We start from the raw sequence: 13,842 nt of genomic DNA on the forward strand, positions 1-13,842 counted from the left end.
ATAACAAAAGCCTGCTGACTATTACGTTCCCCACAGGTTTGAAAAATTTTTAACATTTTTTTCAATTCTGACGTAATCGTTTGCCTTTAAATCCCTACAAAACTTGCTATGTTTCTGGAGAAATAAATGCAAAATAATACCCTATGGTTCAATGGCCTATCCATGGAAGATGTCGACAAGGTCGGCGGTAAGAACGCCTCACTTGGCGAGATGGTTTCTAACCTATCCAATGCTGGTGTTTCTGTACCAAATGGTTTTGCTACCACTTCTTATGCGTTTAACGAGTTCCTTGACTACAAAGGCCTTGATGAGCGTATTCACCAACTACTTGACGAACTTGATGTTGAAGACGTTGAAGCTCTGCGTAAGACAGGTGCAACGATTCGCCAATGGGTTCTTGAAGCCCCTTTCCCAGAATCCCTAGAGCAAGATATCCGCGACAACTACCGTGAACTGATCGAAGGCAATGACGAATTGTCTGTAGCGGTTCGTTCATCGGCAACGGCGGAAGACCTTCCTGATGCTTCGTTTGCTGGTCAACAAGAGACTTTCCTAAACGTAAAAGGCATCGATGCTGTTCTAGAAGCAACAAAGCACGTATACGCGTCTCTGTTCAACGACCGCGCAATCTCTTACCGTGTACACCAAGGCTTTGACCACCGTGGTATCTCGCTTTCTGCAGGTATCCAACGCATGGTTCGTTCAGACAAAGCATCTTCAGGTGTCATGTTCACGCTCGACACTGAATCTGGCTTCGATCAAGTGGTATTCATCACTTCATCTTGGGGTCTAGGCGAAATGGTCGTTCAAGGTGCAGTGAACCCAGATGAGTTCTACGTTCACAAGCCGATGCTTGAAGCAGGTCAGTACCCTATCGTTAAGAAAACGTTCGGCTCTAAGCTAATCAAGATGATCTACTCAACCAACCAAGAGATCGGTAAGCAAGTTGATATCATCGACACAGACACTCAAGAGCGTAACGAGTTCTCACTGAACGACGAAGAGATCAAAGAGCTAGCAAAACAAGCGATGATCATCGAGAAGCACTACCAACGTCCAATGGACATTGAATGGGCAAAAGATGGCATCGACGGCAAGCTATACATTGTACAAGCACGCCCAGAGACCGTATGTTCTCAGAGCGAGCAAAACGTGATTGAACGTTACGAGCTAAGCAACAAAGCAGATGTAGCCGTTGAAGGTCGTGCAATCGGCCAACGCATCGGCTCTGGCCCTGTTCGTCTGGTTGATTCACTGGATCAAATGTCTTTGGTTCAAGAAGGTGACGTTCTAGTCACTGACATGACTGACCCAGATTGGGAACCAGTGATGAAGAAAGCGTCTGCGATTGTAACCAACCGTGGCGGTCGTACTTGTCACGCAGCGATCATCGCTCGTGAACTGGGTATCCCAGCAATTGTTGGTTGTGGCGACGCGACGAGCCGCCTAAAAGATGGCTCTACAGTGACAGTATCGTGTGCAGAAGGTGAAACAGGTTACGTTTACCAAGGCGAGCTAGATTTCGAAATCAAGCGTTCTGCCGTTGACGAACTACCGCTGCTTCCAACCAAAGTGATGATGAACGTGGGCAACCCAGATCGTGCGTTCGACTTCGCTCAAATCCCTAACGAAGGTGTTGGTCTGGCTCGTCTTGAGTTCATCATCAACAAGATGATCGGTATTCACCCGAAAGCGCTACTTAACTTTGACGCACAGAGCGATGAGCTTAAAGCTGAAATCACTGAGCGCATCCGTGGCTATAAAGATCCTATCGATTTCTACGTAAGCAAGCTAACAGAGGGCATCGCAACTATCGCTTCTGCGTTCTGGCCTAAGCGTGTGATCGTACGTATGTCTGACTTTAAGTCTAACGAATACAGCAACCTAGTCGGTGGTAAAGAGTTTGAACCGCACGAAGAGAACCCAATGCTGGGCTTCCGTGGTGCTTCTCGTTACATCTCACCAGTATTCGAAGACTGCTTTGAGCTAGAAACTCAAGCGATCAAGCGCGTACGCAATGAAATGGGTCTTAAGAACGTTGAAATTATGATTCCTTTCGTTCGTACTCCAAGCGAAGCGGCATCGGTTATCGACCTACTAGCGAAGTTCAATCTACGTCGTGGTGATCAAGGTCTGAAAGTGATCATGATGTGTGAGCTACCATCTAACGCAGTATTGGCGGAAGAGTTCTTGAAGTACTTCGATGGTTTCTCTATCGGTTCTAACGACATGACTCAGCTAACACTTGGTCTTGACCGTGACTCTGGTGATGTTGCTCATCTATTTGACGAGCGTAACCCAGCAGTGAAAGCAATGCTGAAGATGGCGATTGATGCGGCAACTAAAGCAGGCAAGTACGTGGGTATCTGTGGCCAAGGCCCATCGGATCACGATGACCTAGCAGAGTGGCTAATGGAGCAAGGTATCAGCTCTGTATCTCTAAACCCAGATACGGTCATTGATACTTGGTTGAAGTTAGGCAATGTTGCTAACAAATAACCTTCTCTAATCAAGAGACGAATAAAGCCAGTCATTACGACTGGCTTTTTTGGCTTTAACACCTCAGAAGCTACATGAGCACGTTAATCGCAACACTGAATCAGTCATACCGCATATTGGTATCCGCCTGACATTACGCTATCCTTTAGCCAATCTACATTGAACGGTTAATCACCGTCCCCTCAATAATCTTAAGATGAATATGACTTCAACAACTACGACGCCCTCACCCTCTCTGAGCAGGCAACTCTTTACTATGACCTGGCCGATGCTATTCGGCGTACTATCACTAATGAGTTTTCAGCTTGTGGATAGTGCTTTTATCGGTCAGTTAGGCGTTCTACCTCTCGCTGCTCAAGGCTTTACTCTGCCAATTCAGATGATCATCATTGGCATTCAAGTCGGTTTGGGTATCGCAACTACGGCAGTGATCGCGCGAGCAATTGGTGCGAAACAAACTCGTTACGCGAAACAACTGGGTGGATTGGTTGTTGTTATGGGTGGAGTGGGTGTAGCGCTATTCTCGGTGATTATTTACCTAGTGCGCAACCCTATTTTACAGTTGTTGGACGCACCTGAATCCGTCTTCCCTATCATTGATTCTTACTGGATCTACTGGCTAGTCAGCTCTTGGACTGGCGCAATGCTGTACTTCTTCTACAGCGTCTGTCGCGCTAATGGCAATACTATGTTGCCGGGGACCATGATGATTGCCACCAGTTTGATTAACCTTGTGCTCGATCCTATCTTCATTTTCACTCTGGACTTAGGCATCAATGGTGCAGCGATTGCGACTATTATCGCGTTCGGAATGGGTATTTTGATTGTGGCACCTAAGGTTGCCAAAAAGCATTGGCTCACTTTCGACTGGCAAGACTTAAACATCGGTAAAAGTGTTCGCTCTATTGGCCATATCATGGGCCCAGCGATGATCAGCCAATTATTGCCACCTGTCTCTTCAATGTTGGCCACCAAACTATTGGCAAGTTACGGCACAGCAGCAGTTGCTGCTTGGGCGCTGGGCTCACGCTTCGAATTTTTCTCAATTGTTTCTGTTTTGGCTCTAACCATGTCGATGCCCCCAATGGTTGGTCGCATGCTCGGTGAAAAGAACCTGACGGACATTCGCAGTCTCACTAAGATTGCAGCCACCTTTGTACTTGGTTTTCAGGTCATCATTGCACTCGTTACTTGGCTATTCTCGAGCGGGTTAGCGGGGTTAATGACCAGCGACAGTGATGTGACGACAATCCTCAACTACCACTTAATGATTGTCCCAATCAGCCTTGGCCCTCTTGGTATTTGTATGTTGATGGTGTCGGTATCAAACGCATTAGGTAAGTCGTATACCGCGCTGACGATTTCAGCACTGCGCTTGTTTGCTTTCTTCTTGCCATGTTTATGGATTGGCTCTCAAGTTGCGGGAATTGAAGGTCTGTTCTGGGGCGCAATGGTGGGTAACATACTGGCAGGTACTTGTGCATGGATGATGTATCAACGCGCACTTAAACAAGTTGAGTTAAAACTCTCTCGTCAATAATGTTTATCGACAAGGATTCTAGGCTCTAACCTCTGAAAGTAAAAAAGGCAGCCAATCTACATTTGTGCTGCCTAAACTTTAACTGCAATAAAAGGCAACAACTTAACTGGTGCCCCTAATCATGGAGTAGATGCTCTCTCTGATGTTAAAAAACAAAATAGCCCCACCCAAACCTACAAATACAAACAAACTTATATATGTGACTTCTTCCTTTGTCATCTCAGACATTAGTGAAGCCTCTTTCTGAACAACCTCTTCTTTAAACTCAGATCTAACATCACGGTCAATAAGACTAATAAAATCAATATCTAGCTGATCGTTCATGCCAAATCACAGCTACAAGTTGTGAACCAACGCTTCTTGAAGTCTTTAATGAGAGCTGCACGACCTACGGACGAACCTGCCACAGGATAACAAAAAGCATCATCAACAATTACGTTCAGAACATCAATATTGTGACTCGATGCTTCTTCTGTAATTCTGTCTTTGTTGATGTTCATCTGTCTCGCTTTCATCACAGCTTCAGCAGCGAAGGAAATGGCCAAGCAATCACTCTTTTTTGTCTTTCCAACAGTACTCATCATCAATGAAAACTTTTTAAAACTAATGTTAATCATTCTAAGAAAACACCCGGAAAAAGTTATAGAAAACCAAAAGATTATATTATCTATTGTCAAATTTATTTTAAACTAATAAGCCCGAAATCAATCAGGCTTATTAAATTAATGGGGTGCTATCATAAACTCGATAACTTAGCGTTTTCAGCCTTATAGTTAAATGAACGTTTATTTATTTCCTCAACGGTACCGTCATCATAATGCACTTTATCAAGTACGTTAATTGTTGCATCTACTTCAACAACACCAAATTTATCCGACCACAAATAATCCGCTAAAATTTCAATTTCTCCATTCGGCACTGAAAGAGTGTACTCAAGCTGGTTCTTCGACAGATCATTTGCTTCAAATTCGACTCCATTAATACGGATGGTGCGTGTTTCTTCAGCAAAAGTAATATTTTCATCAAAGAAGCTAACATCCGTTAACAAGTCAAAGTTATAATCACAGGCAACGGTATCTTCAAGTTGACATGAAATTTCTCCAAAACCACTTTGACCATTTGGTGTCATGATGCGAATTTCTGAAAAATCATCGATGTATGTATTACCGATAGAAGTAAATAAGCCTTCAATAAACCCGGTGTTGATATCTTGTAATAAGGTTATTGAGTCTGCAATACTGAGATTTATCGTATCGTTTTCCTTGTACTGAACTAACTCTAAATCGCCCATTGGCAAGTTTGAGCTAACGTCGTAATGCGTTGTGAATTGGTTCGCTTGTTCAAACTCTTCCAACTTTTTCCATTTGTCTAACAAGTCCGGTGATGGCTTACCGGTAGAAATGCCTTCGTCTTTGCCACCGATTTTTTCTTTTATCGTTTTTTGAGACTCTTGAATTTCAGGCGCATTCTTACCATCGAATCCACATGCAGACAATGCCAATGAGGTAAACAAAATCACCACTGATTTTTTAAAAATTATCACTTAACTTTCTCTTATTATTTCAACTGATCTCCGTCAGCCTAATCCTTGGTGATAACCCAAGGTTATTCCTTCAATATGAATAAAGAATATGAAATCAATTAAATAAAATTTGTATAAATCCTTTTTACAATGGATTGGCTCATCCAAAGTATAAGGTTTAAGTTTATTCAACTAAATATCCACTTTTTTAGTGTGACTTCTAAGAGAAATATTCGAACAGTTATTAAGTAATTCAATGTAAGCTGTACATGGATTGCTCATTTGTAAGGCCTTGTAAGGGCAGATATCAAATAAAATTATAGGCTAATTATTTAATTAGTTATAAAACCATAACTTAATCGTATGATGCTTACCCTAATAAACGAATAAAATTAAATTTAAACAATTAATTTAACCAAAATAACCTTTTGTTAAATTCAACGAGTAATCAAAAAGGAATATAAACAAGTCAATAAAACTTACGTTAGACCCACATCAACAAAGCCTCCAGCAAGCTAGTATGTAGCTTCCCCCTGATCAAGTAGGTACCCAGAGACCAGACTAACTCCAATGAACATCAGAAAAGTACTCTAGTTAAGAATCATGTGAGTCCTCAATGGTCATCACACGAGTTCCATAGATCTCACGAATTGTCCACTCATTTTGTCGCGTTTTGAGCCTGAGTCGGATCTAAATTCGTGCAATATTTGATCTAACTTTAAAAGATTACAGTCAGCAAGTGATATATAATCTACTAGAAAATATAAAAATAAAATCAACAGCATCAAACGTCTAAGCTAGGTAAGTTAAGAATTCAATATGAATGCTATTCGTAAAGTTTATCAATACGCAGAGCCCAATCTGACCTTGGTCGGTTGGATGGGTTTTGTTGGCTTCCCAGTTTACTACATTGTCTGGGAACTACTGTTCCCGCAGCCCTATGAAAACCTGCCACTGCGTGTGTTCTGTTCGACATTGTTCTTTGGCATCATATACAGACATCGCTTCCCATTTCGCTGGAGAAAGTATCTCCCGGCTTACTATCAGGTCGTCACAACGTTCTGCTTACCCGGCTTCTTCTTTTACATGCTGTTGATGAACAGTTGGTCTAACGTGTGGGTGATGTCATTTATGGCTGCCATCTTCCTGCATATCTTGCTGGTTCACATCACGAGAGTCATGTTTGCCCAAACTTTCGCTGGGATAGGGTTAGCTAGCGTGTGTGCTTGGGTCGCTCAAGGGTTTCATCTCGATATCACCATGGACTGGACGCACGTTCCCATCTTTCTGTTTATCTACCTGTTCGGTAACTTGTTCTATGTCCGTAACCAAGTAGAACACGAAGCAAGAGTCTCACTGGCTAAATCATTTGGTGCTGGTATCGCCCATGAGATGCGTAACCCACTTAGCGGTTTACTCACCTCTATCGACATTATTCAGTCGGTACTCCCTAACCCTAAGCAAGAACCGAAAACCGAATACACCTTAAACCACGACGATGCAGTTCTGTTGAAAAAAGTCAGTGACGATGCAATGAATATCATTCATACCGGTAACGAGACAATAGATCTGCTGTTAACGTCGATCGATGAAAATCGCATATCACGTTCAACATTTAAGAAGCATTCGGCACAAAGTATTGTTTCAGACGCCATCAATAGCTTTAGTTACAAGCGTTCAACCGACAAAAACGCCATCTCGTTGGATGTGCAGGATGATTTTGAGTTTCTGGGCAGTGACACTCTGTTCAAATACGTGATGTATAACTTGTTTAAAAATGCGTTTCATCACCGCAGTTCAGAAGATTTTCATATCCATATCACCATGGGGAGTGACGGCACCACGAATAGTGTGACAGTCACAGATAATGGTGCAGGAATCTCAAGCGATGTTATGCGCAATATCTTCCAAGACTTCTATACAACAGGCAAGTCAGGTAGCTATGGCCTAGGGCTCCCTTTCTGTAAAAAGGTCATGCAAGCTTTTGGTGGCGATGTTCAATGCAAGTCGGAACTTGGGGAGTGGTCTCAGTTCACGCTTTCATTTCCACGATATGGATCGAGCTCAGTAGTTGAGATTCAAAATGAGCTCACCAAGCTTAAGTCGGTGCTTATGATTTGTGAGCAGAGTATTCTCACAACAAAAATGGTCGAAATCAGTCGATTTATGGGCTTTGATTTAACGATCATTAATGTTGCAACCGCTCTGAATCGTAAAGAATACGAGTTTGAATTCGATGCAGTCTTTGTTGACGTCGAAGCTCTCTCTGAAAGCCCTGAACAATTAATGGCGTTGGAGTCATTACTGTCGTTCACAGAAGCGCAGATTGTCTACTTATATGAGCATTCATCCACTAAACAGATCACTTCGATGCTTGTAGGTTCAAAATGGATCGCGACGCAAGCTTGGCTTCTTAACACCAAATCAACCATAGAAGGGATATTCTTCGATAGTGACAACACAGCTCAGCCAGAGGTATTAGAACCACTAAAAACCACCAAGAAAGGGACAATTATGGTGGTTGATGACAATGAGTCTCTACGCCGATTCACCGCAATGCTAATTGCGAAACAAGACTTTGAAGTCATTGAAAAGGAAGACGGCCAACAAGCGTTAGATGCATTAGACAAAACCAATGTAGACCTAATCCTAATGGATATTGAAATGCCAGTCATGAATGGCGTTGAAGCTTCTCGCCGTATCCGGGAATCCAACAAAGCTTATTCATCAGTCCCTATCATTGCACATACGGGCGACAGTTCCCCGGTTACGCTTGAGCAGATTGGTGAATCAGGTATGTCCGACTTTATTGTTAAGCCCGCGGACAAAAACCGTTTGTTCGATAAGATTGCCAACTGGGTTTAAACACTTAAATAAGAGCTCAGTATTTCTCTGAGCTCTGTTAGTGTATTTACGACTCCTCTATCTTCGTTGAGTGCCGTTACCGCCTACGCAAACTGTAGTTCCTTGTGATTGTATGCTTGCTGGCACACCGTCAACACATGATCAATGTCACTCATGCTCAAATCAGAATTCACAGAAAAGCGGATGATGTTGTTATTTTTCGCGGTTGCAGGCCGGCAAAATACCGCGCCAAACACATCGCTGTTTTCTAAGAAGTCTCTAACTTTTTCGGTATTTCGTTCATCCCCACATTCCAATGCAATAATCTGAGAATCACTGCGAATATTGAATCCTATCTTAGACAAGCCATCTTTCAGTAATGTAGAGTACTCAAACAACCGCTCCCGTCTCTCGTCAGCACTTTTAATAACCTGCAGTGTTTTCTCTAAACGACTCACTTCCTCAGGCAACACCGTCGAGCTAAATATTGCAGGAAACGCGACAAAAGGCAGTGAATCCGCCATCGATTTAGGACCAAGAATCGCACCAGCTCGATAGGCAAAGGCTTTAGCCAAACTTACAGTCATAAAATCAACTTGCTCAGTAAGCCCAAGTGCATGCACTAGACCTGCTCCTTGCTTCCCATGGGTCCCTAGTGAATGGGACTCATCGACAATTAATGCGCAGCCAAACTCTTGAGCCATTTCGTAGATGTCAGCGAGAGGAGCGACAGTACCAATCGTGCTATAAACCGAGTCGACCACAATCACACCGGCGCCATGGCGTTGAAGCTGTTTGCGCAGATGAATCATGTCGTTGTGTCGAAATGGACGAGCAACCGCATTGGCTGCGCGTATACCCTCCCAGAGCGACATGTGGGCATAGTGATCGATATAGACAGGCGTATTTGCAGTACATATCGTTTGCAATAAACCGACGTTCGCTGCCCAGCCAGACTGAGACAGCAAGCAACTCTCCATTCCTACTAGCTCTGCTAATTGTTGCTCAAACTCTGGTTTAGAGTCTTTGTCTTGCAAAAAGATCGAAGACATCACAACGCTTTGACCATCGTTTTTAATTGCGTCTCGATGCGCTTGTTGGATATCTGGGTGATTCGACAAGGCCAAGTAATCATTGCTTTGCATTACAACAGAACTAGGCCTCGGGCGTTGACCCAGTACCAAGTGCTTTTGGTTCATGTTTGGTGCAATCAGATCTTGAATAAAGTCGTTAAGGCGTTCCTCAACAAAGGAAGGTAATGGTTTTGTTTTAGAATTATTACTCATAGTAAGTTCTCTTCGTAATACAGAAAAACGCCAGCGCTGACAGCTGTATATTGACGAAAAAAACAGACCTGTTAAGTGGTGAGTTGCATATTTTTGCAGCCACTTGCAAACTCGGAATTTAAGGATTTAAGGAGGGGGAACGGTCATTAGGATTCGGGAGTACGCCCTTGCTCAGATGCACCAAAAATCAAAGATTCACGATGTTTTTCAAGCTTGGGAAATGACGATGCTCACGCTGCGGTGTAATAACGTGAAGCACTAATACGAAATTGATATCTATAATCCAACCAGCTATTTATGCAATATCAATAATGACTTTACCTGTAAGCTGACCGTTAGCTAAGCGCTCGAATGCTTCCTATATAGCAACCACGGGTTCATACATATACATGCTCGGATTTTTTAAGGTGTTGTTGATAATGGACGTAGCCGCGCCCGAATCTGTCAGAAATATGTAGGGACGAGAGGTTCTTTGGAGGCTAAGTGAATGTACTAAATACCTCGAAATGAAAAAAGCCCGCTGATTTCTCAGCGGGCTTTTTAATGGTGGTGGAGGGATAGGGATTTGAAAGCTATGCCCGCAAGATTAAAACGCTTATTTTACAATGACTTAAAGTCACCTCTAAAAAGCCGAGTTTGCCAAAGTGTTAGTACAGATTAACCAAATTTCATGCAGGCTTTCAACTTATATGAACAATTATGTGAATTCCGCACTATTGATAACGTGGTGTCTAGCCTTGCAGGGCAGATCACACTCATTCTTTTGGAGGAATGCGAGATGTTAAGTTCAAATCATTTGTAGTGAATGGATCAGTTAGGAAGTTGCAAGCACTTTTAGCTTTCGCTTTGACTACAACTCGTTTCGCATGCGGAGAGGTATCACTATGCGAGGTGAACTCATAGAATAGATAGTATTTTCGTTTTGAGAAGGTAAAATACTCTCGCACTTTTTTTTGAGTTTTTTTATGACACCTAGAGCTATTGATTTATTTGCGGGAGCTGGCGGATTTACGTTGTCAGCACTTGACGCCAACGTTAAAGTCCTTGCCGCTGTTGAATTTGATGAGGCAGCAGCAGCTACGTATAGAGAAAACTTCATTAACAGATGTGGTCATAACATCGACTTAAGGTCTGGGAAGGAATTTGGAGATATAAATAGCGTTGACCCCAAAGAACTCAGAGAAAGCTTGAACCTAAATCAAGGCGATTTAGATCTCATCTTGGGGGGCCCTCCTTGCCAAGGCTTTTCAACACACCGTATTAACAATGCTGGTGTTAATGACCCTCGGAATGCATTGCTGCTTAGGTACTTTGAGTTTGTAAATGAATTTAAGCCAAGAGCATTTTTGGTCGAAAATGTCACAGGACTTTTGTGGAAGCGGCATGAAGACTTTTTAGAGAAATTTCTGACACTTGCAAAATCCACAGGATACACCATCAAGTTCTGTGATGTAGTCAACGCCAAAGATTATGGGGTGCCTCAAAATCGAAAGCGTGTTTTTATTTATGGGATTAGAAGTGAGCTGGACTGTGAAAATACCACTTTCCCTCCTTCTGCTACGCATTTTGCCCCTAATTCAGGCTTTGGCCCTACGTGGTTACCAGCTTCTAGCGTCTTCGAAAAAGTCCCAAGTTCGATTTATGAGCAATATTGGCTAGACTACTTCAAGTGCAGGCTCAAGCTTGAGCGTGAAGAAAGCGATAAGCTGTTATCATCGTTGAGTTTTGGGCAGCCATTCAAAGCTAACGACCCATGTAATACTAACATGATTCCTTCAGCAGAAATGGAGCAACGATTTAAAGATACGCCCTTAAATGGGAGTAGAGAAGATGCTGGCGAAAAGCATAGGCTGAAATGCCACTCAAACAATTACAAAGGGCATAAAGATGTTTATGGCCGTATACTAATCCATCAGCCAAGCAACACTATAACAACAGGGTGTAACAATCCATCCAAAGGAAGATTCGTCCATCCATGGTTGAATCATGGGATAACTCTCAGGCATGCCGCAAGATTACAGTCGTTCCCTGACTGGTTTGACTTCTTGGGTAGTAAGACTGAACAGGCGAGACAAATCGGTAACGCTGTCCCACCTTTACTTGGTAAAGCTCTAATCGAGGGCCTTAACTTGCAGCCTGTAGAGAGAGATCTTCAACTTGAATCAGTAAACGAACCGATTCTTTAAATTTTAACCACTGGGGAGAGTTCCGATCTCTCCTCGCTAAAAATCGTTTTTGTAGCTCGAAAATTTCCTTTGCAGTGGTGTCTTCGCCATATTCTTCCTCTGACAACTGACGAAACTTATCCTTGTAGCTGCCGTTTGAAAATCGCTCTTTAATTGCTGATATATTGAACAGCTCATTTCCTGTTGCGACTTCCCATACAAGCTCTTCGGGAGTATCAGCGCTCATGAACTGAAATTTTTCATGGAATACATTCAGCATTCGCAGCTTAAACTCTAACTTCTGCTCACTGTTATCGGCATTTCCACCGTTTAGAGGCAGTGCGAAAGAGCTACCACATTTGCTAGTCTGTTCTCGTATAGTAGTGTCTATATTGCTGTACTCAGTTTCAGGTATGTTCTCTCGCATGACTTGGTGACATAAGGTGCCTTCTTCTAACTCTCTTTCGAAGTCTCCAACTTCATGACTTCTCACACATCGCCTCATATCACCATCTAAAAACACCATGTCATTAGTAGATGTTTCCGATGCAGTGAAATGAACGAGTAAGTTATTTACTATAGTATCGGCACCACCAGGGTATGGGATAATTTCTATGGACTGCAATATTTCCCTGTCTATCTCTTTAATGGCTTCAGTAACCGCAGCTTTTGCTAAAATGTCCTCTACATATATCTTCCGCTTACTGCTGTGGATTTCAGATCCTAGCCTAATAAATGACTGTTCTGGAGAGCAACTATTCATGACACTATATGAGTCAGAGCTTTCATCGTATTGAAATAGCTTTACAGCTTTATTCGGTAGGCCTTGAACAAAGTGTTCAGAATGGGTGGACATGATTACTTGGCAACCTGCTGTAACGATAACGTGAAATAGCAACTCTCTCAGTGCTCTCTGAGCTCCTGGATGCAAAGAAACTTCTGGTTCGTCCAACAAAATTAGTGAACTATTTTCGGCTCTGAGCACTTTAACAACGCAATTTACAACAGAGACCTCACCACTACCAGCGACTGCCTCACTATAACTTGAATCTGGCTTAGTAAAGATTATGGAGTATCCCTTATTGTTGAATAGATCGTGCTCTACGATTTTTGCAGCTACATAATTCTTACCAAGAATGCGGTTAACCCATTCTAGCTCGATGGTAGATAGATGGTCGGCTTTGTAGGTAGAACGGCCATGCCAAGTTCTAGGAGTCGTTGAACCCTCGAGTTGAGCTATATGTTTTTTCAGTACTTTCGACCGTTTTCTCAAAAAAGCTTGCTTAGAGTTTATTGAGTTGCTTTTCGTATATGTTCCAAAGTAAAAAAACTTATCAAAAGAACTTAGCTCAGCTCGAAAATCTATATAGACCACGTTTTTTTGCATCTTTTTCCAGCGAGTAGCATTTCTAAGTCCCTCCAAACGAGAAGGAAAAGAGGTAGGCATTGGCTCCATCCCATCCCTGATCATTGGTCTAGCCGTTTCCCAGTAATCTGGATCATTTGCCCTTTTGGTTCGTTTTTGAGCAATTTCTACTGATTCGCTATAGCCTTGAGGTTTGTATTTGTAGATATATCGATATGCTTCTCCTCCACTTTCTTCTATTGGGTCAATAGCAGTTGAAAACCAATAGTGAGCAACGTTATAAGTCGCTGGACATCCGTAAAGAGCCTGCAAAGTGGAAGACTTCCCTGAACCATTTGGGCCAACCAATGCTGTAAATGGAAAGTCTAGGTCGATCTTTGTTCCAGGTTTGAGTTTTTTAAAAAACGGGAATCTAATCTGCTGAATATAGTTCTGAAAAGAGTTAATAGCGCGACGTTCTACTCTAGGAAGTAAACTTTCCATTTTACGGTTTATCTCTCGTGTATAGGCAATCAGTATTGAGAATGATAAATATCATACACTCTCTTGCTGATAATCGTTGGACATCAATTAGTTAAATAGTTTACTACTTAATTACTAATGACACTAGTTGTACATTA

At 42.5% G+C, this 13,842-nt stretch carries 9 protein-coding genes; 4 read left to right on the forward strand and 5 right to left on the reverse strand.

Features of this window, described 5'->3' with window-relative positions; translation table 11 throughout:
* Window positions 1–126 precede the first annotated feature (126 nt).
* Window positions 127–2,499 (forward strand): phosphoenolpyruvate synthase, encoded by a 2,373-nt coding sequence (ppsA, locus tag OCV50_RS14770; protein WP_261904713.1) that lies wholly within the window; start codon window positions 127–129, stop codon window positions 2,497–2,499.
* 202 nt (window positions 2,500–2,701) lie between these two features.
* Window positions 2,702–4,039 (forward strand): MATE family efflux transporter, encoded by a 1,338-nt coding sequence (locus OCV50_RS14775; protein WP_261904714.1) that lies wholly within the window; start codon window positions 2,702–2,704, stop codon window positions 4,037–4,039.
* Window positions 4,040–4,141: 102 nt separating this feature from the next.
* Here the strand turns inward: OCV50_RS14775 and OCV50_RS14780 are convergent, their stop codons facing one another.
* The 3 genes from OCV50_RS14780 to OCV50_RS14790 form a co-directional block, all read right to left on the reverse strand.
* The gene (locus OCV50_RS14780) at window positions 4,142–4,363 is read right to left on the reverse strand and encodes a hypothetical protein (RefSeq protein WP_261904715.1); all 222 of its coding nucleotides are present in this window, start codon (window positions 4,361–4,363) and stop codon (window positions 4,142–4,144) included.
* Window positions 4,360–4,584, reverse strand: coding sequence for a hypothetical protein (locus OCV50_RS14785; RefSeq protein WP_261904716.1), 225 nt, complete (start codon window positions 4,582–4,584; stop codon window positions 4,360–4,362). Before OCV50_RS14785 ends, OCV50_RS14780 begins: the two co-directional genes overlap by 4 nt.
* A gap of 191 nt (window positions 4,585–4,775) precedes the next feature.
* The gene (locus OCV50_RS14790; protein WP_261904717.1) at window positions 4,776–5,582 is read right to left on the reverse strand and encodes a hypothetical protein; all 807 of its coding nucleotides are present in this window, start codon (window positions 5,580–5,582) and stop codon (window positions 4,776–4,778) included.
* A 798-nt stretch (window positions 5,583–6,380) separates the two neighbouring features.
* Here OCV50_RS14790 and OCV50_RS14795 point away from each other — a divergent pair.
* Complete coding sequence (locus tag OCV50_RS14795; RefSeq protein WP_261904718.1) at window positions 6,381–8,426, forward strand: hybrid sensor histidine kinase/response regulator; 2,046 nt, start codon at window positions 6,381–6,383, stop codon at window positions 8,424–8,426.
* A gap of 83 nt (window positions 8,427–8,509) precedes the next feature.
* On the opposite strand, the gene cqsA is transcribed toward OCV50_RS14795, so the two are convergent.
* The gene (gene cqsA, locus OCV50_RS14800; RefSeq protein ID WP_261905253.1) at window positions 8,510–9,742 is read right to left on the reverse strand and encodes an alpha-hydroxyketone-type quorum-sensing autoinducer synthase; all 1,233 of its coding nucleotides are present in this window, start codon (window positions 9,740–9,742) and stop codon (window positions 8,510–8,512) included.
* A 914-nt stretch (window positions 9,743–10,656) separates the two neighbouring features.
* Here cqsA and OCV50_RS14805 point away from each other — a divergent pair.
* Window positions 10,657–11,877, forward strand: coding sequence for a DNA cytosine methyltransferase (locus OCV50_RS14805; protein ID WP_238972468.1), 1,221 nt, complete (start codon window positions 10,657–10,659; stop codon window positions 11,875–11,877).
* Here OCV50_RS14805 and OCV50_RS14810 read toward each other — a convergent pair.
* Complete coding sequence (locus OCV50_RS14810; RefSeq protein WP_261904719.1) at window positions 11,816–13,705, reverse strand: ATP-dependent nuclease; 1,890 nt, start codon at window positions 13,703–13,705, stop codon at window positions 11,816–11,818. The two genes, OCV50_RS14805 and OCV50_RS14810, sit on opposite strands and share 62 nt — an antisense overlap.
* Window positions 13,706–13,842 lie beyond the last annotated feature (137 nt).

Origin of the sequence: Vibrio fortis, assembly GCF_024347475.1 — a bacterium.
Classification (GTDB): Bacteria; Pseudomonadota; Gammaproteobacteria; order Enterobacterales; family Vibrionaceae; genus Vibrio; species Vibrio fortis.